Here is a 25,301-nt window from a genome sequence, read left to right as displayed (position 1 = left end):
ACCCCGCTCCTACGCGATTGTCGGTATCTCCCGGAGAACAGCATGAGCCGCACCCCCGATACCTGGATCCTCACCGCTTCCTGCCCGAGCATTCTCGGCACGGTGGATGCGGTGACGCGTTATCTGTTCGAGCAGGGCTGCTACGTCACCGAGCACCACAGCTTTGATGATCGTCTGTCGTCGCGGTTTTTCATTCGCGTTGAATTCCGCCAGCCGGACGTGTTCGCCGAGCTGGATTTCCGCGACGGCCTGGCCGCGCGCGTGGGTAGTTTCGGCATGGACTTCGAGCTGACGCCACCCAACTACCGCAGCAAGGTAGTGATCATGGTGTCCAAGGCAGACCACTGCCTGAACGACCTGCTCTACCGCCAACGCATCGGCCAGTTGCCAATGGACGTGGTGGCCGTGGTGTCCAACCACCCCGACCTCGAACCACTCGCCCGCTGGCACGGCATTCCTTACCACCACTTCCCCCTCGACCCGGCCGACAAGCCGGCGCAAGAGCGCAAGGTCATGCAAGTGATCGCCGACACCGGCGCCGAGCTGGTGATTCTTGCCCGCTATATGCAAGTGCTGTCGCCCGAGCTGTGCCGCAAACTGGACGGCTGGGCCATCAACATTCACCACTCGCTGCTGCCCGGTTTCAAAGGCGCCAAGCCGTATCACCAGGCCTACGAAAAGGGCGTGAAACTGGTCGGCGCCACCGCGCACTACATCAACAACGACCTCGACGAAGGCCCGATCATCGCGCAAGGCGTCGAGCCGGTAGACCACAGCCACTACCCCGAAGACCTGATCGCCAAAGGCCGCGACATCGAATGCCTGACCCTGGCCAAAGCCGTGGGTTTCCACATCGAACGGCGCGTGTTTTTGAACGCGAGCCGGACGGTGGTTTTGTAACCCCATCCGAAGAGGGCATTCCGCGCTGCCTATAGCGGCCTCTTTCGCTTCACCCAACAACCTCCAGTGCAGGGCCGCGCAGTGCGTTTTGGCTGCGCCTTTGTAACCACAACAACAAACGGAGAATCAACTATGTCTGGTAATCGTGGCGTCGTTTATCTCGGCGCGGGCAAGGTCGAAGTGCAGAAAATCGACTACCCGAAAATGCAGGACCCGCGTGGTCGCAAGATCGAGCACGGGGTCATTCTCAAAGTGGTGTCCACCAACATTTGCGGCTCCGACCAGCACATGGTCCGTGGCCGTACTACCGCGCAGGTCGGCCTGGTGCTGGGCCATGAAATTACCGGCGAAGTGATCGAGAAGGGCAGCGACGTCGAGCACCTGAAAATCGGTGACTTGGTGTCGGTGCCGTTCAACGTGGCGTGCGGCCGTTGCCGCTCGTGCAAAGAACAGCACACCGGTGTTTGCCTGACCGTAAACCCGGCGCGCCCTGGCGGTGCTTACGGTTATGTCGACATGGGCGACTGGGTCGGTGGTCAGGCCGAATACGTGCTGGTGCCGTATGCCGACTTCAACCTGCTGAAGCTGCCGGACCGCGACAAGGCCATGGAAAAAATCCGCGACCTGACCTGCCTCTCCGACATTTTGCCCACCGGTTACCACGGCGCAGTCACTGCTGGCGTTGGCCCGGGCAGCACCGTGTACGTAGCCGGCGCCGGCCCTGTCGGCCTGGCGGCGGCTGCCTCGGCGCGCTTGCTGGGTGCGGCGGTGGTGATCATCGGCGACGTCAACCCGGTGCGCCTGGCTCACGCCAAGGCTCAGGGTTTCGAAATTGCCGACCTGTCGACCGACACGCCGCTGCACGAACAGATCGCCGCGTTGCTGGGCGAGCCGGAAGTGGACTGCGCCGTCGATGCCGTGGGCTTTGAAGCGCGCGGTCATGGTCATGCCGGTGCACAGCATGAAGCCCCGGCCACCGTGCTCAACTCGCTGATGGGCGTGGTGCGGGTCGCCGGCAAGATTGGTATTCCTGGTTTGTACGTCACCGAAGATCCAGGTGCTATCGACCAGGCGGCGAAGATGGGCAGCCTGAGTATTCGTTTTGGTTTGGGCTGGGCGAAGTCCCACAGTTTCCATACTGGGCAGACGCCGACGATGAAGTACAACCGGCAGTTGATGCAGGCGATTATGTGGGACCGCATCAATATTGCTGAGGTGGTTGGGGTGCAGGTGATCAGCCTGGATGACGCGCCGCGTGGGTATGGCGAGTTCGATGCCGGGGTGCCGAAGAAGTTTGTGATTGATCCGCATAAGTCGTTTAGTGCGGCGTGAAGGATGAGGCAGCCTAAGGGCTGCCTTTTTTGTTTTTTGGGCGCTTACAGATCGAGTGAATCTGCCCACACCTCCGTCATCCTCGCGAAGGCGGCGGTCCGACGATTCGGGATCCAGAGTTTTGAGCCTTACGCATGTGGCATGGGTGGAGGTATTCATTACCGCATCCGCTGAACGTTTTGTTTCGCGCCATACGCGCGAGGTCCCCCGTAGGTTGGGTTGAGCCGCAGGCGAAGCCCAACGTTCTGCGATCCGAATCCAAACCTCTGTCATCCTCGCGCACGCGGGGATCCAGTATTTCCAGTCGAACGCGGTGGTGGCCCAAACCTCCGTCATTCCCGCGCAGGCGGCGGTCCGACGATTCGGAATCCAGAATTTTGTCTCGAGCCTCAATTTTTGCAGCAGCATTCATTACCGCGGGTGCTGAACGTTTTGTTTCGCGCCTTACGCGCGAGTTTCTTTTGTCAGTCGACACAAAAGAAACCAAAAGGTCTGCCCCTACCTTGGCCTTCCGCTGCGCTCCAGGTCCCCTCACTCCGCCGCCACTCCGGGGGCCGTCACAACGGGCCATCCATGGCCCGACGTTCCTTTCGCGGCTCCCGGCCGCTCAACCCCCTACGCGACGACTCCACTCGGCCTGCGATGAACGGGGCGGGTGGATCACAAGCGGTAGGTCACAAGCCAGATCACAAGCGGTAGATCAAAAGCTGGATAGCAAGATCAACATCTCGCGGCTAAAGCCGCTCCCACAGGGTGGTGAGCGGGTCTGTAGGAGAGGCTTCAGCCTCGATCTTTTGATCTGGCGGTCCGCTCCAGCCCTCGCCTTAGCCGCGATGCTTTTGCTGCATAATCCGGCCCCCCGGGAACATCACTGGTTCCCTCCAGTCCAATCGCTTTCTATTCCCCGCTGAGGTTTTGCCGATGTCTGCTCCCCGTCGTTTGGTGTTGCTGGCTGCGTTGTCTGTGCTGAGTTGCCAGGCGTTTGCGTTCAATTTGAATGATGCGGCGGCGCTGTATTCGGCCAGTCAGGGTGGCAAGGGCGGTGATGCCTCGGCGTCGTTGTTGAGTAATCCAGAGAACCTGCAACTGCTGGCGGCGCTCAAGCAGTTGAAGGTCTCGCCGGAACAGGCGGTGGGTGGCACCGGGGCGATGTTGGGTTTGGCCAAGCATCAGTTGCCGGGCAATCAGTACGGTGAGCTGACGCAAACCGTGCCGGGCCTGCAAAAGTTCGAGGGCGCGAACGGCCTGGCGCAGTTGGGTTCATTGAGCAGCTTGTTGGGTAAATCCGCCAGCAAGCCGGTAAGCCCGGAGGCCGCCGCAGCAGTGGCTAATGTGAATAACCCGCAAGACCTCAGCGCCGCGTTCGGTGCCTTGGGCATGGACAGCGGCATGATCGGCCAATTCGCGCCGCTGTTGTTGCAGTACCTCGGCCAGCAGGGTGTGGGCAATTCGCTGTTGGGTAATCTCGGCAACCTGTGGAAACCGGCCAGCTGATTACGCGGCGGCCTGTTCTGCTTTCATGGCGCTGAGCCGAGCGTCTTTTTCGGCCCAGCGTTCTGAAATCCAGGTCTGCATGTACACGCGAAATTTTGGGTCGTTCTGGTAGTCGCCTTGCCACAGCGCCGGGTCCATGGGCAGGGTCTGGATGTCGACCACCACCTTGGGCACACGCCCGCACAGCAAGTCCCAGAAGCCTGGAATGCGCGCGCCGGGGTAGAACACGGTGATGTCGAGAATGGCGTCCAGTTGCTCACCCAGGCTCGCCAGCACGAAGGCGACGCCGCCGGCTTTGGGTTTGAGCAAGTGCCGATACGGTGATTGCTGCTCGGCCTGCTTGGCCGGGGTGCAGCGCGTGCCCTCCAGGTAATTCACCACGCTCACCGGCAAGTCGCGGAATTTTTCGCAGGCTTGCTGGGTGATGAGCAAATCCTTGCCGGCCATCTCCGGGTGTTTGGCCAGGTAGGCCTTGGAGTAGCGCTTCATAAACGGGTAGTCCAACGCCCACCACGCCAGGCCCAACAAGGGCACCCAGACCAGTTCCTTTTTCAGGAAAAACTTGAAGAACGGCGCCTTGCGGTTGAAGGCCTGCATCAGTGCAGGAATGTCGACCCAGGACTGGTGGTTGCTGATCATCAGGTACGAGCGATCCATGCGCAGCTCGGTGTCGCCGCGAATGTCCCAGACCGTGGGCAGGCACAGGGCGAAGATGAATTTGTCGATGTCGGACCAGGTTTCGGCAATCCACACCACCCCGGCCGAGCAGGCGGCGCGCAGTTTTCCAGGCAGGATGAGTTTGAGCAGGGCAAGTACGGTTAACGGGCCGATCAACACCAACGTGTTGAGCAAAAGCAGCAAGGCGACGGTCATACCGGTGAGCAAACGGCGCATGAAGGCTCCTAACTTAGCGCGAGCGGGCCATGATAATCAGGCCTGGCGCGCCGTCCAATACGCCGATTGGAAGTTTAGACCGTCGTACTTTTTGCCGCGTCCGCTACAGTTTCTTCACCTGAACCGGTGTATGAAGGGCCGTTGTCTGCCCTGATGCAGCGGCCCTTTAACTGCCTGGAGTGACCTGATCTGTGAAACCTGTTCTCGCCCTGTTAGCGCTGATGGCGCTGCCGGTTATGGCCGCCGAGCCAACCGTGTATGGCCGCTACGAATACATCAAGCTGCCGGAAATCGACCAGACCTTCAAAGCCAAAATGGACACTGGCGCGCTGACCGCCTCGCTGTCGGCCAAGGACATCGAAACCTTCAAAAAAGACGGTGACGACTGGGTGCGTTTCCGCCTGGCCACCAAAGACGCCAGCGACAAGGTGTACGAACACAAACTGGCGCGCATCAGCAAAATCAAAAGCCGCGCCGACGAAGACGAAGGCGAAGAAAGCGCCGAAGTGGTGAAGCGCCCGGTAGTGGCCATGCGCATGTGCCTGGACGGCACCAGCCGCATCATCGAGGTCAATCTCACCGACCGCAGCAGCTTCAACTACCCGCTGCTGATCGGCGCCAAGGCCCTGCGTGAGTTCGACGCCGCCGTGAACCCGGCGAAGCGGTTTACGGCGGGGCAGCCGAAATGCTGAGGTAAGGGGCTTTATCCGAGATTCTGGATTCCCGCCTGCGCGGGAATGACGGTGATCTTAGAAAATTCGTCATTCCCGCGCAGGCGGCGGTCCGACGATTCGGAATCCAGAATTTTCGTCGTTACGCCTATCCCTCAATGCTAAATTGAGCGCCTTGCCTTCCCTGCTGCAGGACGCACATGCCAACCATCTTGTTGGTCGAGGACGAAGCCTCGATCGCCGACACCCTGATCTACGCCTTGCAAAGTGAGGGCTACAGCACCCACTGGCTGACCCTGGCTGGCGAGGCGTTGGCTTACCAACAAAGCACCCCCGCCGACCTGCTGATTCTCGACGTCGGCCTGCCCGACATGACGGGCTTCGAAGCCTGCAAACAGCTGCGCCGTTTTTCCGAGGTGCCGGTGATTTTCCTCACCGCGCGCAACGCTGAAATCGACCGCGTGGTGGGCTTGGAAATTGGTGCCGATGACTACGTCATCAAGCCCTTCAGCCCCCGTGAAGTGGCGGCGCGGGTCAAGGCCATTCTCAAGCGCGTGCAACCGCGCGAGCCGGCCGCGCCCGTCAGCGCCTGCGCGTTTTCGGTCGATGCCGAGCGCTTTCAGATTCACTACCACGGCCACTTGCTGGGCCTGACCCGCCACGAGTTTCGCCTGCTGCACACGCTGGTTGCCCAGCCGCTGCGGGTGTTCAGCCGCGAGCAGTTGCTGGACGCCGCTGGCGTACCGGCCGAAGCCGGCTACGAGCGCAATATCGACAGCCACATCAAAAGCCTGCGCGCCAAGTTGCGCCAGGTAACGGCAGATGCCGAACCGATCCAGACCCATCGCGGCCTGGGCTACAGCATCAAGGTGGACTGATGCCGCTCGGTATCCGGATATTCCTCGTCTACTTCGTGTTCGTCGGCTTGTCTGGCTGGTTTGTGCTGAGCACGGTGATGGACGAAATTCGCCCCGGCGTGCGCCAGACCACCGAAGAAACCTTGGTGGACACGGCCAACCTGCTCGCCGAGTTATTGCGCGATGACCTGCGCAACGGCCGCCTCGATCAGCAGCACTGGCAAGCGCAATTTCAGGCCTACGGGCAGCGCCAACCCCATGCGCAGATTTGGGGCCTGACCAAACGCGAAGTTAGCCACCGCATTTACGTCACCGACGCCACCGGCAAGGTGCTGATCGACTCCGCAGACGTGGCCGTGGGCCAGGATTATTCGCGCTGGAACGACGTGTTTCTGACCCTGCGCGGCGAGTACGGCGCACGCTCTACCCGCGAGGTCGAGGGCGACCCGGAAACGTCGGTGATGTACGTGGCCGCGCCGATCAAGGACGACGGCAAGATTATTGGCGTGGTCTCGGTGAGCAAACCGAGCCGCACCTTGCAGCCGTATATCGAGCGGTCGCAGAAGCGCCTGGCCTGGTTTGGCGCCGGGCTGATTCTGCTGGGCTTGCTGGTGGGCGGGCTGCTGTCGTGGTGGCTGAGCGCGTCGCTGCGTCGGCTTACCGACTACGCCCAAGCGGTGTCGGCCGGCGAGCGCAGCCCGTTGCCGGCCTTGCAAGGCGGCGAGCTGAAGCAGCTTGCCGAGGCGCTGGAACACATGCGCAGCGAGCTGGAGGGCAAGGCCTACGTCGAGCGCTACGTGCACACCCTGACCCACGAATTGAAAAGCCCGCTGGCGGCGATTCGCGGCGCCGCCGAATTGCTGGAAAGTGACATGCCGGCGCAGCAGCGCGAGCGTTTCGTCACCAACATTCAAACCGAAAGCGCGCGCTTGCAGCAGTTGATCGAGCGGCTGCTCAACCTGGCACTGGTCGAGCAACGTCAGGGCCTGGACGAGCGCATGCCGCTGCCGCTGCGTGCGCTGGTGGAGGAGCAATTACAGGCGCAGGCGGCGCGCATCGTCAGCGCCCGCTTGCAGGTGGAAAACCAGGTGCCAGATGACGTGCAGGTGCGCGGCGAGCGTTTCCTGTTGCAGCAGGCGCTGGCCAATCTGCTCGACAACGCCCTGGACTTCACCCCAGCCGGCGGCCAGCTGCGCTTCGCCGCCGAGCCGCACGACGACACCCTGACCCTGATCGTTTTCAACCAATGCGCGCCGATTCCCGACTACGCCCTGGCCCGTTTGACCGAGCGCTTCTATTCCTTGCCGCGCCCAACGAGCGGGCGCAAGAGCACCGGCCTGGGCCTCAACTTTGTGCAGGAAGTGGCCAGCCTGCATGGTGGTGCTATAACAATTGGCAACGTCGACGAAGGCGTGGAGGTTCGCTTGAGCCTGCCGCTGGTGCACTAGCAGAAGGCGTTTTCAGCGCCGTAACGGCTCTGCAAAGCCTGTTCAATAGTGTCCAAACAAGCGCGCAAGGCCCGGCGGCCTTGCAGGTGGCACTAAATGTGAAAGCCACTGCGACAACAAGAACGCCACAGGAGTCAGGGTATGAAAACGGTTGCGGAAATCCTCAAGTCAAAAACGCGGAACACCATTTTCAGTGTCACGCCTGACACCTCGGTGCTCGACGCCGTGAAGCTCATGGGCGAGAAGGGCATCGGGGCGTTGGTGGTGATGCAAGGCGAGCAATTGGTCGGCATCGTCAGTGAGCGCGACTACGTACGTAAAATCGCCATGCTCGAACGCGCCTCCCCGGCCACGGTCAGCGAAATCATGACCTCCAAGGTCATCACCGTGAGCCCGAAAGAAGGCAATCGCCACTGCATGCAACTGATGACCGACGGCCACCTGCGTCACCTGCCGGTGATGGATGAAGGCAAGCTGATCGGCTTGTTGTCCATTGGTGACTTGGTGAAAGACATCATCTCCGAGCAGGAGAGTTTGATTAATCATTTGGAGCAGTACATTCGCGGGGAATAGTGGGGAATGGCGGGGGAGTAGCGGCGCGGCTGGCCCTCTCCCCCGGCCCCTCTCCCGCAGGCGGGCGAGGGGAGCAGAGCAGTTGAGTTTGTTTTCGGGAGAGGGGAGCTTGATCGCGGTAGTCGCCCAATTCCCTCGCCCGCGCGCGGGAGAGGGTGCCCGAAGGGCGGGAGAGGGCCGCTTCTCGCTTCTCCACACACTCTCCACATTCCCCCCATAACCGCTCCACCGCGCCTCCCCACACTCTCTCCATCCCAACCACATGGAGAGCACCGCGATGAACCGCAGCCTGGGCATCAAACTCGGGGCCATCGGCCTTTTGATTCTGTTGTTGTTAATTCCCCTGTTAATGATCGATGGCCTGATCGGCGAGCGGCAGTCGGCGCGCAATGGCGTGCTCGATAACATCGCCCGCAGTTCCAGCTACAGCCAGCAAATCACCGGGCCGATTCTGGTGGTGCCGTATCGGCAGAAAATTCGCGAATGGAAAACCGCCGAAAAAACCGGCGTGCGCTATCAGGAAGAACGCACTATTTCGAGCCGCCTGTACGTGCTGCCGGAAACCTTCAGCCTCAATGGCGATGTCGGCACCGAGCTGCGTGCCCGTGGCATTTACCAGGCGCGGCTGTTCAAAAGTGACAACCAGATCAGCGGCCATTTCGAAGTGCCGGCCAACTACGGCATCACCGAAGACCTCGCCGATTACCAGTTCGACGAGCCGTTCCTGGCGGTGGGCATCAGCGATATCCGTGGCATCAGCAACGCATTGAAGCTCGACCTCAACGGCCAGAAGCTCGACTTCGAACCGGGTTTTGGCGACGACATGCTGGCCAACGGCGTGCATGCGCCGCTGGGCAAAGTCGACACCACCCGCGACATGAAACTCAGCTTCGGCTTCAACCTGAAGCTGCAAGGCACTTCCAGTTTCAGCGTGGTGCCGGTCGGTCGCGACAGCCAGGTGCAGCTGCATTCGGACTGGCCGCACCCGAGCTTTATGGGCGAGTTTCTGCCGGTGGAACGCGAGATCACCGCGCAGGGTTTCAACGCCACCTGGCAGACCAGCTTCTTCGCCACCAACATGGAACAGGTGCTGCGCGATTGTGTGTCCACCACCAATTGCAGCAGCTTTGATGCGCGCACCTTTGGCGTGAGCTTTGTCGACCCGGTCGACCAGTACCTGAAAACCGACCGCGCGATCAAATACGCCATGCTGTTTATCGCCCTCACGTTTGCCGGCTTCTTCCTGATGGAAGTGCTCAAGCGGCTGGCAGTACACCCGGTGCAATACGGTCTGGTGGGCCTGGCCCTGGCGATGTTTTACCTGCTGCTGCTGTCGCTTTCCGAACACCTGAACTTCGCCGTGGCGTATGCCGTATCGGCGGCCGCGTGTGTGGCGCTGGTGGGGTTCTACGTGTGCCATGTGCTGCACAGCTGGGTGCGCGGCGCAGGGTTTACGGCGGGGTTGGGCGTGCTCTACGGCGTGCTGTACGTGCTGCTCAGCGCCGAGGATTACGCGCTGTTGATGGGCTCACTGCTGGTGTTCGGCCTGCTGGCTTGCGTGATGCTGCTGACCCGCAAACTCGACTGGTATGGCGTGGGTAAAACCCCCGCCGCCGAGCCGACCCTGACCCTTGAACCTGGCCTGTTGGGGGAATAACGCCATGCGCATCGTCCTGCAACTCGGCGCGTGTCTGGCCTTGGGTATGTTCGTCGCCCTGCTGATTCTGGTGGGCCTGATGTTTGCCCAGCGTTTTGACCTCATCAACTTCATCGTTTTGACCGGCAAGCCCCTGGCGCACCTCGCGCTGGCGGTGTTGCCGGAAGGCTTCTGGGTCAGCCTGACCGGCGCCCCCGACGCCATTGAAAACGCCTCGGTGCGCTCGTTTTTGCAAATGTGCGCGGCGCTGGGGCAAGTCGCCCTGCTGGTCGGCGCCGGGCTGTTCCGCATGAGCATGAGCAAATGAGCGGGCATGTGGGGTTGCGAGAAGATGCGCAGGTTGGGCACCAGTTGGCGCGTCAGATTGCAATGCTTTTCGTAGGTTGGGCTTCGCCTTCGGCGCACCGAACGCGGACCGACCCAACCTACGAGAGAGCGGGCTTATCAAACCGGCGGCTGAGTCGCCAACATCGAGGGGCGCTGGCTGACGTCGGCGTACCACGTGGCCAGGCTTGGGAATTGCTGGCGCCAGTCGAATTCGGCTTGGCGGAAGTCGAGGTAACTGAGGGCACAGGCGATGCCGATGGCGGCCACGTCGAAGCGACTCGGTAACTCGGCGCCTGCCGCTTCCTCGAACTCGCCCAAGGCGCGGACGATTTTTGCCTGCTGAGCGTCGAGCCATTCAGCCCAGTGTTTGTCTTGCGGGCGGGTGGCCAGTTCGTAGCGGATCAGTACGGCAGCATCCATCACCGCATCGGCCAGCGAGGCCAACGTCAGCCGCCGCCAACGGCTGGCGCCGTCGCGAGGAATCAGCGGTTCGCCGACGTGCTGGTGGTCGAGGAAATCGACGATCACGCGGCTGTCGTGCAGCAGCGAACCATCGTCCAGGCGCAGCGCCGGAATCTTGCCCGCCGGGTTATGGGCGATAACGGCGGCGTTGGGGTTGGTCGGTGTCAGCAACACGGTTTCAAGCTCGACACGCTCCTGCTGGCCGGTCTCGTGGAGAACCACCAGCACCTTGCGCACGAACGGCGAGGCGGGGTTGTGGAACAGCTTCATGGTGGCAGCGGACATGGCGCGATTCTCAAGTAAATGGCGAGGCGCTAACCCTACAGCGTCGAGCCTGGAGGCGCCAAGCAGAGGTCCAAGGGTTGGCGATTCTGGCCGCAAACGCATCGAGGCTAAAGCCACTCCCACAGGAAATAAGAAACCTGTAGGAGAGGCTTTAGCCTCGATAGCGGTAGCGAATGGTACGCAGGCTGAGCGAGCGGCTTAGAACTCCAACTGAGCCGAGAACGTCAGGGTGCGCGGGTCGCCCAGGTAGTAGCTGTTCAGCCAGTATTCCTTGTTGGCCAGGTTGCTGACGTTGGCGCGCAAGGTCAGCTTGTTGTCGGCCACCGGCATGGCGTAGCGGGCGCCGAGGTCGAAGGTGGTGAAGGAGGGCAGGCTGTAGTTGTTGGCTTCGTCGGTGTATTGCTTGCCGGTGTAGTAAGCGCCGCCGGTGAGCGCGAAACCTGGCAACGCCCACACGTCTTGCTCGACGTACAACTTGGCCAGTTGCGACGCCACGTTGGTTGGTTTATTGCCATCGTTGGCAGGCAGATTGGTTTTCTTCACCTCTGGGTCGAGCAACGTAATGCCACCCACGACCGTCAGTCCCGGGACCACTTTTCCGGTGACGCCCAACTCCAGCCCTTTGTTTACCTGACGACCATTGGGCGTGTAGACGAAGTTGCTGATGTAGTTGGGTTTGTCGATTTTAAACAGCGCGGCGGTGAACAGCGTGTCGCCCCAGGTGGCTTTGGCGCCGAGTTCGTATTGCTCGCTGACTTCAGGCGGCAGCGCAGTGATCGGGAAACCGGGGCGGGTCGATGCGCTGCCGCCCGGTTCCAGACCTTCGATGTAGGTGGCGTATGTGGTCAGCCATGGCACGGGTTTGTAGATGAGCGAGTAGTTCGGCGACGTCTTGCTTTCATCGTATTTAGTCACGGTTTCCGCGTAACCAAAGGCTTGGGCGTAGACGAAGTCATTCGACGACGATTTGATCTGGCTGTGAGTGACACCCACGATGCTCGACCACTGCTCGTTGAAGGTAATCACGTCGCCGATTAGCACGTTCTGCGATTCGCTGGTGGAGGACAGACGCTGGTCACCATGGCCGATGGAGTAGTTGGGCTTGTCCACTTGCGGCGTCTGGCTGAGCGGCAAATTACCCACGGGCGAAAGGTATTGAGGACCGGGGAACGGGATGGCGTCTTCGTACTCGCGGGTGCGCAGCACATTCCCTTGGTAACCCAGCGTGACTTTGTGCCCAATGTTGGCGGTGTTGAAGGTCGAATCCAGGAACAGGTGGCCCGAGGTCTCCTGTTTGTCGGTTGGCGCGAAGGCGTAGAGCGGCTGCGAGTACACGCCCGACGCGTACATCGTTGGGCCGGTGTAAACGTACTCTTCGGTGTATTCGGAGTACCCGAGCGCGCCACGCAGGGTAAAGATGTCGTTCAGGCGCCAGTTGAAACGCGAGCCGACGCGATCATGCTCGGAGTCTGAGAAGGACCATTTTTGGCTGTACAGCTTGTCGTTACTCAAGTCTTTGGCGTCGGGACGGTCGGCGCCGTCATCGACATACCAGTAGCTCGTCAAACCTCGTGTCTCTGTCTTCTTGTGCGACGCATCGAACTGCACCAGCAAGTCATCGCTGACGTTCCAATCCAGCGCCAGGGTGATCATTTCACGCCGACGCTTCTGCATGTCGATGGCGGTCTCGCCGTCTTGCGTCAGCACATTTAAGCGATAGCCAAACACGCCCGCGTCATCGATTGGACCGCCGAAATCCCCATGCAGGTAGTAATTTTCACCACCGGCATTGCCCAGGGTCACGCTGTTGTAGCGCTCGGCAGTGGGGCGTTTGAGCACGTAGTTGACCAGGCCGCCCGGATTGCCGGGGCCGTAAAGGAAGCCGCTCAGACCGGTGAGAATCTCGATCTGCTCCATTTCCTCAACGTAGTTGCCAGCGTCGTAGCCGGTGCTAAACCGCAACCCGTCGTTGGCAATGCTCAAGTTCCCCGCGCTGCTGAACCCACGAATGGCCACGGCGCTGGCGTAGCCGGCGTTTTTCGGCGAGTACAGCTGCGTAAACGGGTTGCGCTTGAATACGTCGTCGGTGGAGGTGGTTTGGGTGTTTTGCAGCATTTCTTTGGAGACGACGCTGATGGAGTACGGCGTGTCTTGCAGGCTCATGCCGCCGAGCGCGCCGACGTTTTTGATCGATTCGGTGCGGTAGCCGGAGTCGGCGCTGCCATCGAGAATGCCCGAGGCATTGATGTCGGTGGCAGGCAGGGTCATTTCATCGGTCGCAGCCGGCGCCAGACTAAACGTGCCCGCACTGTTAGCCACCAACGTCAGCCCGCTACCGCGCAAGGCCTGACGCAACGCCGTCTGCGCGTCGTACTGCCCCTGCACCGGCTGGGCGGTTTTGCCGGCAGTCAGGCTCGGGTCGATGCTCAGCACTACGCCGGCTTGGCTGGCGATCTGGTTCAGGGTGCTGGCCAATGGCGCGGCCGGCAGTTGGTAGCTGCGCACGGCGGCGGTGTCGGCGGCGAGGGCTGGCAGGCTGGCGAATGCCAGGGCAGCGGCCAGTAACGTGGGGCGGAACAAGGTGACGGCGGACTTCGACATTGCGAGCGGCTCCCAAGCAGGAATTAATCTCAATGCCCCTATGCCGAAGCAAAATCAAAAAGTGATAGGGCTGCCTGAAAATATTTTCAGCAGCCGGTTTTTCAGGGTTTTTCCACGATGGGCGCTGGCACCACGCGCACCCACCAGTCGGTGCGCCGCTCGATTTGCACCGGCAGGCTGGGCGGCAACGCGGCCAGGGCCAGGTCCGTGTTGCGCAGGGGGAAACTTCCGCTAATGCGCAGGTCGGCCACTTGCGGGTCGGCGCTGAGAAAGCCTTCGCGGTAGTCGCCGAGCTGTTCGAGCAGGTCGGCCAGGCGCATGTTTTCCACCACCAACATGCCGTGGGTCCAGGCGTCGGCGACGGCGGGCGCTGCGTTTACCTGGCCCAGCGTGTCGGTGGCCATCAGCACTTGCTGGCCTTGCTGGATGACATCTGTTTCAGCTGCCGCTTGCGCAGGGCGCGCGGCTACCGCCGATTGCAACACGATCAGGCGCGTGCCGGTTGGCTCCTGGCGCACCAGAAAGCGCGTGCCCAAGGCGCGCAGTTCGCCGTTGCGGGTGGCGACGATAAAAGGCCGGGTGTCGCCGTGGGCGGTTTCCACCAGAATTTCACCGCTGCGCAGAAAGAGGCGGCGCTGTTGCGGGTTGAAGTCGATGTCCAGCGCGCTGCGGCTGTTGAGGCGCACGGTGCTGTGGTCGGGCAATTCCACTTGGCGCTGCTCGCCTGGCGCGGTGCGCTCGTCGGCCAGCCAGTCACCCAGCGGGCGCTGCTGGTGCGCCAGGCTCAGGCCGAGAACCGCACCGAGCAGAACCCCGAGAATGCCGCCGCTGCGCAGACGACTTTTGCCCGAACTGGCGGCGCGCACCAGGGCGCGGCGAGCCGGCTGGCTGCTGACGTTAACGAAGTGCTGATCCACGCCACTGAGTTGCGCCCAGGCGCGGGCGTGCTCGGCGTTGGCGGCATGCCACAGATGAAACTCAGCGCGTTCAAGCTCGTTGGCTTCGCCGGAACCGAGGCACAGCTGCCAGCTGATGGCTTCATCGAGCACCTTGGCCGATACGCTGCTGCGGTTCATGTCGGCTCGCCGTACAGCGCGATGTAGCACTGGCGCAAACCCTGCGCGAGGTATTGACGCACGCGCGGCACCGACACCCCGAGGCGCTCGGCGATCTCGGCGTGGCCGAGGTTGTCTATGCGGTTGTAGAGAAAGGCCGCGCGCGCATTGCTCGAAAGCGTGCCGAGCAGGCGGTCGATGGCGCGCAGCGATTCGAGCACCAGCGCTTGTTCTTCAATGTCGGGATGAACGCTTTCCGGCAGGGCGGCCAGTTCATCAAGGTAAGTGCGTTCCAGGGCGCTGCGGCGGAAATAGTCGATCAGCAGGCCTTTGGCGATGGTGGTCAGCAGGGCGCGAGGTTCGCGCATCTGCAGGGCTTCGGGTTTTCCGAGAATGCGCACGAACGTGTCCTGGCTGAGGTCTTCGGCCCGGTGCGGGCAGCTCAGGCTTTTACGCAGCCAGCCGAGCAGCCAATCGCGATGATCGCGATACAGCACGCCCGCCAATTCGTGGTTTGTGGATTCCCCAACCGACACAGCACTCACCGCCCAAAAGCAGAACAAACGCGAAATCGAGAATTATTCGCATATGATTGCAGAGAGTGCCTGTGCCTCGCAATTGTTCGCGGTCGGTTATTTATGTGGGCTGCGTTGTGGCGTGATTACAGAGACGGTCGATGCTGGCGCCGTTGCCAGCGAGCGAGCGCGTCGGCCAGCGCGGCCGGGCTGTGCAAGCCTTGCTGGCGCGCACGACTGAACAGAATCAGCGCCAGTTCTGCTGTCACCAATGCGTCGGCGCTGGCGTGGTGGCGCTGCTGCACCTGCAGGCCGAAGTGCGCAGTCCAGTCGTCCAAGCCGGCTTGGCGCAAGGTGATGTCGGGGCAGAGCATCGGCGCCAGGTCGGCCACGTCTAGGAAACGGTGCTCCAGGTTGTAGCCCAATTCCTGTGTCAACGCTTTGCTCAGCATGTGTTGGTCGAATGGCGCGTGAAAGGCCAACAACGGGCTGTCGCCGACAAACTGCATAAATGCCAGCAAGCCGTCCGCGGGCACCACGCCAGCGGCCAGTGCGCTGGGCGCGATGCCATGGATCAGTACGCTGGGGCTTACCGGCTGCGCATGGCGTTGCAGGGTGCATTCGAACTGCTGGCCGAGGCTGATGGCACCGTCCTCTATTACCACGGCGCCAATCGACAGCACCTGATCGCGCTGCAAATTGAGGCCGCTGGTTTCCAGATCGAGCACCACAAAGCGTTGCTCGCGCAGCGGCACGTCGCGCCATTGTCCCGGCGCGGGCAGTTGCGCGCAGGCGTCCAATAACGATTGGGCGATGGGCTCGGCGGGGCGGCGGCGCAGCCAGTCGAACGGCATCATTGGCGCATGCTCACAACTGATACCGCAGCGCCAGGCTGCTTTGCAGGCGCTGCGCCTGGCGGAACGACTCGCGCAAAATGCGCCGATCGAGGTGGTTGAGGCTGTCCGGGTCGAGGCGATTGGAATAACGCTGTTGCTGGCGCGCCTGCTGCTGGTGCTGCTGCATGCGGGTTTGCTGAATAAAGTGATACGCCTCTTGGTACGCGGCGCCGTCGAGCGCGTCGATCACTTCCTTGGCAATCAACTCGCGCAGGCGCTGTACCGTGTTGCCGGCGCTGATGCCGTGGGCCAAGGCCAGGAGCCGCGCGCCATCCACGAACGGCGTCAGCCCCTGCACTTTTAAATCCAGCGTGTGTTTCTCGCTACCGCTCCGGGCCACCACGAAGTCGCGGAAGCGCCCCACCGGCGGGCGATTGCGCAAGGCGTTGGCGGCCATCATGCGCTGGAAAATCTGGTTGTCCGCGACTTCGATCAAAATCTGCTGGCGCAGCACTTCGCAGCCTTCCACCGGCCCCCACACCGCGCGCAGGTCGAAGTAAATGCTCGAGGCCAACAAATGTTCCGGGCTGGCATCGCGAATAAAACTGCTAAAGCGCCGCGACCATTCCAAGTGCGACAAACACAGCTGCGGATTGCTGGCCATGACGCCGCCCTTGCACAGGCTGAAGCCGCATTTATCCAGGCTATGGTTAATGCGCTCGGCCAGCGGCAGCAGCTTGCCGCGCTTGATCGCTGCGTCGGCCGCATCGCTGGCCTCGAACAACATGCCGTTGTCCTGATCGGTATGCAGCGTCTGCTCGCGGCGCCCTTCGCTGCCGAAACACAGCCAGGTAAACGGCACGCCGGGGTCGCCCAGTTGTTCGATGCTCAGCTCGATGACGCGGCACACCATGTGGTCGTTGAGCAGCGTGATGATTTGCGTGATCTGCGTAGACGATGCGCCGTGGGCGAGCATGCGTTCGACCAACTGGTGAATGTCACTGCGCAGCGCCACCAGCGTCTCCAGCCGGTTGGCGTGGCTGATGGTGCGCGCCAAGTGCACCAGGTCGACCCGTTGCAGGGAAAACAGATCGCGCTCGGACACCACGCCGCGCAGCTCGCCGTTTTCCACCAGGCAGACATGGGCGATATGGCGCTCGGTCATGGCGATGGCGGCGTCAAAGGCGCTAGCCATGGGCGGCAAATGGAAGGGAGACGGAATCATCACATCGGCAATCGGCCCGCCCAGGTTTTCCGCCCCGGCGGCGACCACCGAGCGCAAATCGCGCAGGGTGAAAATGCCGGTCGGGTGGTGCGCGTTATCGACGATCACAATGCTGCCCACTTGCAGCTCATGCATCAGCCGCACGGCCGCGCTGATGGGCGTGTCGGCGCTGCACGTTACCGGTTGGCGCATCGCCAATTCGCTCAGCGGCGTATCCAGCGAATACTGCGCACCCAGCGTGGCGACAGCCTGGCGCTGCACTTGCTGATTCACCTGATCGAGCAGGCTGCTGACGCCGCGCAAGGCAAAGTCACGAAACGGCGCAGACAAGGCAAACACCTTGATAAACGCGTCTTTGCCCAGCAGCAAACAGAAGGTGTCTTCGCCCGCTAAGTGCTCCGTGCGGGTTGCCCGTTCACCCAGCAGCGCCGCCAGCGGAAAGCACTCGCCGGTGGTGATCTCAAACGTGGTTTCCGTACCGCGCCGCGCCGTGTGCGGTCGCTCACCGACTACCAGTCCTTGCTTGACGATATAAAAGTGCTGAACCGGCCCGCCGCTGGGCTTGAGAATGCTTTCACCGGCGCCATAAAACCGCAGCTGGCAGTTCTCCAGCACATAGCCCAAGTGGGCGTTTTCCATCTGATTGAACGGCGGAAACTTCTGCAAAAACTCCATCAACCCGAGGATGTTCTGCTGCACCGCCACCTTGCCCGCCTGGGCGAATTCACTGGCCTTGCTCATAACGCTGCGTCCGGACCGTGGCCTTGAATTCATCGAAAGGCCATCGTCGGGAAAATCCGACGGGGGGGCCATGGGACATAAGTCTAGTTGGCGGACGGCTGAACGGCTCGATGAAAAAACCCCGATTCTCCGAGGTTTTCCCACTCGCATTTTGCGTTTTCGACGCGGCTTAGCGGAACAGAGCTGCGCGAAATGGAACCGCAACCGCTTGGCGTAGCGATCGGTATAGGCGCACCTTTCTGCTCAGACATTTTCCTCAAACAGCCCGTTGGACCATTGATGATCACTAACCCATTCAGCATCGAAGCGCGCTCTTTCAACATTCTGAACGCGGGTGTGGCGAGCCATAATTTTTGGGTGTTGAAAAACGCCGCCGGGGAAAAAATTGCCGAGTTGCATGGCTTGGCCACTGATAGAGCCTCGGGAAGGCCGCTACCGGTCGGCACCACCAAACAGCATTCGCTGCGGGCCTGGAGTTTCGTGGAGCCCGATTGGGTGGCGGCCATCGGCGTCGACAACAGCTCGCCGGCATTCAAGAAGAGCAATCTGTATTTACCCGGACAACGTCAGAAGGTGTTGTTTCAAGGCGCTGCGCAGGAGGCGTATGCACGCTGGCAGGCAGCAGGGCGCGCGTTGGCGGTTATCAATGCGCTGGATCTGGATTACCCGCCGTTCGGTGTCGCCGTGTTCGGTAAAACGGTGAACAGCAATTCGATGTTTCGCACGTTCAGGAAACTGATGGGGCTGCCGCATCACTGTTTTTCCGGCATGTTGCAGCCGGGTATCAGTAACGATGTGCTGCCGCGCGAGGTGATCGAGCGGCTTAAGTATTCAGCGTCGGCGCCCAGCGAAATGGCGCCGCTGGTGCAATGAGGCTATGAAGCGCAGCGGCTTTCCGCGAATTTGCCCCATAAAAAAACCGCCCAATCGGGCGGTTTTTTTATGCGGTGACGCGGTGCTTACGGCAGGGTGAACAGCACTTTCACCTTGTCGGTCACGGCAGCCTTGTCGACATAGCCGATGGCGTCCGCTTCGGCGCCCACTTTGGCGACGACGGCAGCGTCATCGGCAACGCTTGGCAGCGGTTGGCCTTTGCCAGTGAACACCAAGCCAGACCAGTACGACTTCAGCTGCGACTCGTTTTTGCTCGCGACGCTGCTGTAGAACTTGTCTTTGGTGGGGTTCCATTCCTTCTGGTCGACGCCTTTGAGCGACTTGTCTTTACCCAGAAAAATGTTGGCCACGTCTGATTGGCTCGGGTTGGCACTGGCGCCAGCATTGACGATCACCGCCACTTCGGCGTGAGCCAGGGTGGCAGCGGCCATCAGGGTGCTGGCATAGAGAGCGCGAATTGCAAACTTCATGGGGGCTCTCCTTAGAATACGAAGTCAACGCCGACGCTGATGATGTCGCCGTCGAAGTTGCGCGAAGGCGTGCCCGCCAGGCCGTTGGTCGCTGAATAGACCGCGTGGTTGTAGCTCTCTTGGGCGTTTTCGACGAACACGCCGCCGTAGCCGCCGGTTGTGTCCACGCGCTTGTACTCGCTTTTGACGATCACGGTCGGGGTCACGTTGTAGTTCAGGCCGTAGGTCCAGGAAGTCTGGCGACCCTCGTCTTCGTCCAACTGGGCGTAAGTGACGTGGGCCAGGAAGTCGCCGAAACGGCGGCCGCCCATCAGGTAGAACGCGTCGGTGCTGCCGGCGTCATCGGCTTCGATGATGCGGCTGGTCCACTCGTTGGCGGTAATCCAGGTGCCGTCGTCGTACTGGTAGCCCACAGAGGTGAATTTGCCTTTCTGCTGGTCCAGCTGGTTAAGCGGGATGGTGATACGCGTGCGGAACGGCGTGGTAACGCGGCCGGTGATGTCGGCGTCGATATCGGCTTCGGTGTAGCCGATGCGCACGGTGCCGAAGTCGTTCGTGGCGAGGCTGACGTTGGCGGCGAAAATTTTCTTGTAGTCGATGTCGTAGAGGTCATCGGCGGCGAAAATGTTGCGGTTGACCGCCTGGCCACCGGCAACTTGGAAGCTTACCGAACCAAAGGAAAGCGGCAGGGTGTAAACGGCATCCGCACCTTCGTAGTTGCTGACCTGAACCTGGCTGTACACCTCGTCTGGCAGACGCAGCCAGGGGTAGGTGAAGCCGACATCGAGGGTTTCCGAGTACATGTACACCGGGCTGCGCAGACGACCGGCACGCAGCATCAGGCCGTCGGTGGCTTGCCACGACAAATAGGCCCATTCCAGGTTGGCTTTCCAGTTGTCTTGCTCGGGCTTGAGCGTTGCCTGCACGGTGACGCCGACGGTGTCGGTGAGGCCGTATTGGAACTGGCCGCCGAGCTTGGACAGTTGGTCGCCGCGCCAGGAATCGTTGGTCTGGCCGTTCACGCCGTAGCTGCGGCCATCGTCTTCACCACCCAGGTGGGTAATGCCGGCGGTGCCAAAACCGTTAAAGCGATATTCGCCTTGGTCCAGGGCGAACGCCGGTGTGCTCGCAAGGCAGGCTGCGAGGGTGAATACTCGAAGTTGGGTCATTCTGGTGCTCTCGTGTTAAACGCGGAATTGGGCCGTAGCGGCGCGCAAATGGTCCCCGGTGCTGACCAACTGCTCGCCAAGGCGTGCGGTCGCATCGGCCCCGTGTGTGGTTGCTTGCGTATCCCTCTGCAACACTTCTGTGTCTTTTTGAATGGAGTTGGAAAGGCCGATCTGCTCCTGGGTGAACTGGGCGATGCCGGCATTCAACTCGTCAATCTGGCGAACAGCCTGGGCGATAGCGTCCAGGGTTTCGGTGGCGGCCACCGACCGTTCGATACTGGCCTGGGCTTTCTGGCCGTTCTGCGTCATTACGTTCAGCACGCCATTGGCACTGTTTTGCAGGCGCTGAATGATGTTCTGGATTTCAGCCGTGCTGGCTGCGGTCTTCTGCGCCAGGTTGCGCACTTCGTCCGCCACTACGGCAAAGCCGCGACCCTGCTCGCCCGCCCGCGCGGCTTCAATAGCGGCGTTCAGGGCCAATAGGTTGGTTTGCTCGGCAATGCTGCGAATGACCGTGAGCACCGAGCCCACCTGCTGGGTTTCTTCTTCCAATTGCTCCATGGCCTGAACCGAGCCCATGACGCTACTGCCCAGGTCGCTGATGCTGGAGGACAGGCTGCCGATGTTCTGGCGCGCGCTTTCGGCTTGTTTCGACGCCGCGCCCGCCTCGTGGGAGGCCTGTTGCGAACGCTGCGCCACTTCCTGAATGCTGCCGGTCATGGTGGCAATGTCGCGGCTGATGGAGTCGGTGTGACCCTGCTGCGAGCGGGCGTTTTCTTCGGCGCCCTGGGTTAGCCGGTACAGCTCCTTGGACATATCGCCCAGTGGACTGGCGGCATTGACGATCTGGCGGATGGTGCCTTGCAGCTTGTCGAGGAAACCGTTGAACAGTTTGATCATCACGCCGATTTCGTCGTTCGTTTCCACCGTCACGCGGCGGGTGAGATCGCCGTCGCCGCTGGCAATGGCTTTCAACGAGTCAATCACGCCATGGATGTTGCTCATGACGCTGCGAATGACCATTACCGAGCCGATGCTGACCAGCAAAATGAGCGCGATGCTCAGGCCGTAACCGACGCGAGTGGTGGTGGCATTGTCGGTGCGCGTCTGCGCCAAGCTGGTCTGGAAATCGTCATAGGCGTGGGCGCGAAACTGCTCGCCGGCTTTCTGCGCCAGTTGCAGGTCGTTGGCCATGCGGTCGAGGTTGGCGCGCAGGTCTTCAAAGGCTGTGCCCTTGAGCAGTTGTTCAGTCGCCGAGAAGGCGTTGTCGGCATAGCTTTTTACCGCGGTGGTCCAGGCGCGCAACTCATCGCGTCGTTGCGGCTGATCGTTCACCAACGTCTGCAGGGCTTGCTGCTTGACGTTGATCTCGTCGATCACTTTGCGAGCGTCGTTGAGCGTTTCCATTTCTCCGGCGGCAACGGCGCTGTTGAGCAGGCCGGGGATACGGGAAAACTGGAAGATCACCGCGTCGGCGTTCTCCAATGTCGGGTAGCTCTGTTTTTCCAGCGCGACGAGCCGGGTGTCGTTATTGCTCAATTGAATGCCGGTGTAGACCACGAAGAGCAGCAGGCCGATAAGCGCCACGGCGGGCGGCAGGGAAAGCTTCAACGTCAGCGACATATTTTTGAACATGGACATGTTTCCAGACTGCGGCAGAGGAAAAGTTTCCAAATGAAACTAATTATCTTTTATTGGTCACGAGCTGACCATTGTATAGGTCGCGGTACAGTTTTATCGGCATTTAACAGGGCGGCTTAAGTTTTCCGTATGCCCGCTGGTCCGGTTGTCTGTAGGGCTTTTCCGGGATCAGTGCAGGGCCAGGTGCCATCAGGCAGCTATCGCCGAGGAACACCCATAAAAAAACGCCCCTAAGGGCGTTTTTTTGTGCCGCTGTCGTGTGAATTACAGGCCGTTTTTGGCTTTGAATTCACGACGACGACGGTGCAGAACCGGCTCGGTGTAGCCGTTCGGTTGCTTGGCGCCTTCGATCACCAACTCCAGGGCAGCCTGGAAGGCGATGTTGTCATCGAAGTTCGGAGCCAGCGGACGGTACAGCGGGTCGTTGGCGTTCTGACGGTCGACTACCGGTGCCATGCGCTTGAGGCTGGCCACAATCTGCTCTTCGCTAGCGATGCCATGACGCAGCCAGTTGGCGAGCAGTTGGCTGGAAATACGCAGGGTGGCGCGGTCTTCCATCAGGCCAACGTCGTTGATGTCCGGCACTTTCGAGCAGCCGACGCCTTGGTCGATCCAGCGCACTACGTAACCCAGAATGCCCTGCGAGTTGTTGTCCAGTTCGTTCTGGATTTCGTCTGCAGACCAGTTGGTGTTAGCCGCCAGCGGGATGGTCAGGATGTCGTCAATCGAGGCACGCTCACGCTTGGCCAGTTCGGCCTGACGGGCGAACACGTCAACCTTGTGGTAGTGCAGTGCGTGCAAGGCGGCGGCGGTCGGCGACGGCACCCAGGCGGTGTTGGCGCCGGCCAGCGGGTGAGCGATTTTCTGCTCAAGCATGCCGGCCATCAGGTCGGGCATGGCCCACATGCCTTTACCGATCTGGGCGCGACCTTGCAGGCCGGTGGCCAGGCCGATATCGACGTTCCAGTTCTCGTAGGCGGCAATCCACTTCTCGGCTTTCATGGCGGCCTTGCGCACAACCGGGCCGGCTTCCATGGAGGTGTGGATTTCGTCACCGGTGCGGTCGAGGAAGCCGGTGTTGATGAACACCACGCGCTCGCTGGCGGCTTTGATGCACGCCTTGAGGTTGACGGTGGTGCGGCGCTCTTCGTCCATGATGCCGACTTTCAGGGTGTTGCGTGGCAAGCCCAGAACGTCTTCGACGCGGCTGAAGATTTCGCTGGTAAAGGCGACTTCTTCAGGGCCGTGCATTTTCGGTTTTACGATGTACACCGAGCCGGTACGGGTGTTCTTGCGGCTGGTGTTGCCGTTGAGGTTGTGCACCGCGATCAGGCTGGTGAACAGGGCGTCCTGGATGCCTTCCGGAATTTCGTTGCCTTGGGCATCGAGAATGGCCGGGTTGGTCATCAGGTGGCCAACGTTACGCACGAACAGCAGGCTGCGACCGTGCAGGGTCAGCTCGCTGCCGTCGGTCTTGGTGTAGACGCGGTCGGGGTTCATGGTGCGGGTGAAGGTGGTGCCGCCCTTGGCCACTTCTTCGGCCAGGTCGCCCTTCATCAGGCCGAGCCAGTTGCGGTAGATAACGGTTTTGTCGTCAGCATCCACGGCGGCAACGGAGTCTTCGCAGTCCATGATGGTGGTCAGCGCCGCTTCCATCAGCACGTCTTTCACGCCGGCCGCGTCGGTCTGGCCGATGGGGCTGGACGCGTCGATCTGAATTTCAAAGTGCAGGCCGTTGTGCTTGAGCAGCACGGCAACGGGCGCATTGGCCGGGCCTTGGAAACCGATCAGTTGCGCATCGTCGCGCAGGCCGGTGTTGCTGCCGCCCTTGAGGCCGACCACCAGTTTGCCGTCGACGATTTTGTAGGCGGTGGAATCAACGTGCGAGCCGGCAGCCAGCGGCGCGGCGTCGTCCAGGAAAGCGCGGGCGAAGGCGATTACCTTGTCACCGCGAACCTTGTTGTAGCCCTTGCCTTTCTCGGCGCCGCCTTCTTCGCTGATCGCGTCGGTGCCATACAGCGCATCGTAGAGCGAACCCCAGCGGGCGTTGGAAGCGTTGAGGGCGAAACGCGCGTTCATCACCGGCACTACCAGCTGCGGGCCGGCCATGTGGGCGATTTCTTCGTCGACGTTTTGGGTGGTGGCTTGGAAATCTGCAACTTCTGGCAGCAGGTAACCAATGTCTTGCAGGAAGGCTTTGTAAGCCACGGCGTCATGCGCCTGACCAGCACGTGCCTGGTGCCAGGCGTCGATCTTGGCCTGCAACTCATCACGTTTGGCGAGTAGTGCGTGGTTCTTCGGTGCGAGGTCATTGATGACACTCTCTGCACCTTTCCAGAACTGCTCGGCAGAAATCCCGGTACCGGGAATAGCTTCGTTGTTTACGAAGTCGAACAGGACTTTGGCGACCTGCAGGCCACCGACTTGAACGCGCTCAGTCATTACTTGCCTCTCTGCTCAGCTCTTAGCTGTACTCAATAGCTCACTGCGGATAGCCCTGTACGGACCCGGCGTTGGCCGTCTTGTAGTCCGAGGCGCGGCATACTACATCATGATTGGGTGAAAATCAGCGGGCATGCGTCGAACTGCGACCAGCTATGGCCTCGGCAGTCACAACGGGGGCGCGGATGTTCTCAAAAAACAGCGCTTTTGTTCCACAAAAATCTTCGTTTCGTACACGATTTTGTAGTGTTACTACCTTTTTCGCCTTGCTCGACAGCGCTCGTAGGCTTTTGCCTATACTCGCGCAAGCCCTTTAGGAGCGCCATGTATGCCCGTTAACGCCGTCCAAACCCGCGACCTTGACGACCTCGCCTCGTTGTTTGCCGGTTATCTTGAGTTCTATCAGGTGCCGCGTCCGCTGGATGAGATTCGAGGCTTTCTCGCCGCTCGTCTGCACAAGGGTGATTCCACCGTATTACTGGCGCGTGACGAGGCCGGTGCGGCCCAGGGCTTCGTGCAGCTTTATCCCTTTCATTCCTCTTTGGCCCTGGCGCCTGCGTTGTTGCTCAGCGACTTGTATGTGAGCCCGAGCGCTCGCCGCCAAGGCGTAGGCGAGTTACTGATGAACGCTGCCCGCGCCCACGCCGAAGCAACCGGCGCCTGCGGCTTGCAGTTGGAAACCGCGAAAACCAATGTGGCTGGCCAGGCGTTGTACGAAAGCCTGGGTTATGTGAAAGACGAGGTGTACCTGACCTACTGGCTAAGCCTGACCTGACACCGCTTTTTGTAGGAGCCAGCTTGCTGGCGAACCC

General features: G+C 61.0%; 22 protein-coding genes. 11 read left to right on the top strand and 11 right to left on the bottom strand.

The genetic code is table 11. The features are described from left to right. Positions 1-42 precede the first annotated feature (42 nt). From purU to AC0IW7_RS07475, 3 genes are all read left to right on the top strand, one after another. Positions 43-900 (top strand): formyltetrahydrofolate deformylase, encoded by an 858-nt coding sequence (purU, locus tag AC0IW7_RS07485; RefSeq protein WP_463384140.1) that lies wholly within the window; start codon positions 43-45, stop codon positions 898-900. Positions 901-1,032: 132 nt separating this feature from the next. Continuing rightward, the gene (gene fdhA / locus AC0IW7_RS07480) at positions 1,033-2,232 is read left to right on the top strand and encodes a formaldehyde dehydrogenase, glutathione-independent (RefSeq protein ID WP_463540412.1); all 1,200 of its coding nucleotides are present in this window, start codon (positions 1,033-1,035) and stop codon (positions 2,230-2,232) included. Positions 2,233-3,153: 921 nt separating this feature from the next. Then, positions 3,154-3,726, top strand: coding sequence for a DUF2780 domain-containing protein (locus tag AC0IW7_RS07475; RefSeq protein WP_471816810.1), 573 nt, complete (start codon positions 3,154-3,156; stop codon positions 3,724-3,726). Here the strand turns inward: AC0IW7_RS07475 and AC0IW7_RS07470 are convergent, their stop codons facing one another. Next, positions 3,727-4,620 (bottom strand): acyltransferase, encoded by an 894-nt coding sequence (locus tag AC0IW7_RS07470; protein WP_471816808.1) that lies wholly within the window; start codon positions 4,618-4,620, stop codon positions 3,727-3,729. A gap of 191 nt (positions 4,621-4,811) precedes the next feature. On the opposite strand from AC0IW7_RS07470, the gene rloA2 reads away from it, so the two are divergent. The 6 genes from rloA2 to AC0IW7_RS07440 all read left to right on the top strand — a co-directional run bounded on the left by rloA2 (position 4,812) and on the right by AC0IW7_RS07440 (position 10,133). Beyond that, positions 4,812-5,312: a retropepsin-like aspartic peptidase RloA2 gene (gene rloA2 / locus AC0IW7_RS07465; RefSeq protein WP_122492046.1), complete on the top strand. Its 501-nt coding sequence runs from the start codon at positions 4,812-4,814 to the stop codon at positions 5,310-5,312. 179 nt (positions 5,313-5,491) lie between these two features. Beyond that, positions 5,492-6,169 carry a two-component system response regulator CreB gene (creB, locus tag AC0IW7_RS07460; protein WP_471816806.1) on the top strand — a complete coding sequence of 226 codons (678 nt, stop codon included), beginning with the start codon at positions 5,492-5,494 and terminating at the stop codon, positions 6,167-6,169. Further along, on the top strand, positions 6,169-7,596 hold the full coding sequence (gene creC, locus AC0IW7_RS07455) for a two-component system sensor histidine kinase CreC (protein WP_471816804.1): 1,428 nt from the start codon (positions 6,169-6,171) through the stop codon (positions 7,594-7,596). Before creB ends, creC begins: the two co-directional genes overlap by 1 nt. A 141-nt stretch (positions 7,597-7,737) precedes the next feature. Next, positions 7,738-8,169 (top strand): CBS domain-containing protein, encoded by a 432-nt coding sequence (locus tag AC0IW7_RS07450; protein ID WP_463384135.1) that lies wholly within the window; start codon positions 7,738-7,740, stop codon positions 8,167-8,169. 277 nt (positions 8,170-8,446) lie between these two features. Continuing rightward, on the top strand, positions 8,447-9,826 hold the full coding sequence (gene creD / locus AC0IW7_RS07445; RefSeq protein WP_471816802.1) for a cell envelope integrity protein CreD: 1,380 nt from the start codon (positions 8,447-8,449) through the stop codon (positions 9,824-9,826). 4 nt (positions 9,827-9,830) lie between these two features. Then, positions 9,831-10,133 (top strand): hypothetical protein, encoded by a 303-nt coding sequence (locus AC0IW7_RS07440; RefSeq protein ID WP_463550837.1) that lies wholly within the window; start codon positions 9,831-9,833, stop codon positions 10,131-10,133. A 137-nt stretch (positions 10,134-10,270) separates the two neighbouring features. On the opposite strand, the gene AC0IW7_RS07435 is transcribed toward AC0IW7_RS07440, so the two are convergent. The 6 genes from AC0IW7_RS07435 to AC0IW7_RS07410 form a co-directional block, all read right to left on the bottom strand. After that, the gene (locus tag AC0IW7_RS07435) at positions 10,271-10,900 is read right to left on the bottom strand and encodes a glutathione S-transferase (protein WP_471816800.1); all 630 of its coding nucleotides are present in this window, start codon (positions 10,898-10,900) and stop codon (positions 10,271-10,273) included. A 198-nt stretch (positions 10,901-11,098) separates the two neighbouring features. Continuing rightward, positions 11,099-13,501, bottom strand: coding sequence for a TonB-dependent siderophore receptor (locus AC0IW7_RS07430; protein ID WP_471816798.1), 2,403 nt, complete (start codon positions 13,499-13,501; stop codon positions 11,099-11,101). A 101-nt stretch (positions 13,502-13,602) separates the two neighbouring features. Continuing rightward, entirely contained in the window at positions 13,603-14,577 is a 975-nt protein-coding gene (locus AC0IW7_RS07425; RefSeq protein WP_471816796.1) for a FecR domain-containing protein, read from the bottom strand. Further along, the gene (locus AC0IW7_RS07420; protein WP_463550833.1) at positions 14,574-15,092 is read right to left on the bottom strand and encodes an RNA polymerase sigma factor; all 519 of its coding nucleotides are present in this window, start codon (positions 15,090-15,092) and stop codon (positions 14,574-14,576) included. Before AC0IW7_RS07420 ends, AC0IW7_RS07425 begins: the two co-directional genes overlap by 4 nt. A 125-nt stretch (positions 15,093-15,217) precedes the next feature. Further along, complete coding sequence (locus tag AC0IW7_RS07415; RefSeq protein WP_471816794.1) at positions 15,218-15,928, bottom strand: 3'-5' exonuclease; 711 nt, start codon at positions 15,926-15,928, stop codon at positions 15,218-15,220. Positions 15,929-15,938: 10 nt separating this feature from the next. Next, on the bottom strand, positions 15,939-17,873 hold the full coding sequence (locus AC0IW7_RS07410; RefSeq protein ID WP_471816792.1) for a putative nucleotidyltransferase substrate binding domain-containing protein: 1,935 nt from the start codon (positions 17,871-17,873) through the stop codon (positions 15,939-15,941). Positions 17,874-18,152: 279 nt separating this feature from the next. Here AC0IW7_RS07410 and AC0IW7_RS07405 point away from each other — a divergent pair, with 279 nt between their 5' ends. Beyond that, the gene (locus AC0IW7_RS07405) at positions 18,153-18,746 is read left to right on the top strand and encodes a hypothetical protein (RefSeq protein WP_471816790.1); all 594 of its coding nucleotides are present in this window, start codon (positions 18,153-18,155) and stop codon (positions 18,744-18,746) included. Positions 18,747-18,832: 86 nt separating this feature from the next. Here AC0IW7_RS07405 and AC0IW7_RS07400 read toward each other — a convergent pair whose 3' ends face one another. The 4 genes from AC0IW7_RS07400 to AC0IW7_RS07385 all read right to left on the bottom strand — a co-directional run bounded on the left by AC0IW7_RS07400 (position 18,833) and on the right by AC0IW7_RS07385 (position 24,489). Beyond that, positions 18,833-19,237 (bottom strand): phosphate ABC transporter substrate-binding protein, encoded by a 405-nt coding sequence (locus tag AC0IW7_RS07400; RefSeq protein WP_122451660.1) that lies wholly within the window; start codon positions 19,235-19,237, stop codon positions 18,833-18,835. Positions 19,238-19,248: 11 nt separating this feature from the next. Further along, a complete protein-coding gene (locus AC0IW7_RS07395; RefSeq protein WP_463384123.1) occupies positions 19,249-20,406 on the bottom strand; it encodes a hypothetical protein in 1,158 nt (385 codons plus the stop codon). A gap of 15 nt (positions 20,407-20,421) precedes the next feature. After that, positions 20,422-22,041: a methyl-accepting chemotaxis protein gene (locus AC0IW7_RS07390; RefSeq protein ID WP_471816787.1), complete on the bottom strand. Its 1,620-nt coding sequence runs from the start codon at positions 22,039-22,041 to the stop codon at positions 20,422-20,424. A gap of 270 nt (positions 22,042-22,311) precedes the next feature. Beyond that, entirely contained in the window at positions 22,312-24,489 is a 2,178-nt protein-coding gene (locus AC0IW7_RS07385; protein ID WP_471816785.1) for a malate synthase G, read from the bottom strand. 328 nt (positions 24,490-24,817) lie between these two features. Between AC0IW7_RS07385 and AC0IW7_RS07380 the strand changes: the two genes are divergently transcribed. Further along, a complete protein-coding gene (locus AC0IW7_RS07380; protein WP_471816783.1) occupies positions 24,818-25,264 on the top strand; it encodes a GNAT family N-acetyltransferase in 447 nt (148 codons plus the stop codon). Positions 25,265-25,301 lie beyond the last annotated feature (37 nt).

This window comes from Pseudomonas sp. AC229, assembly GCF_979254655.1.
This window is presented reverse-complemented; position numbering and strand designations above follow the sequence as displayed.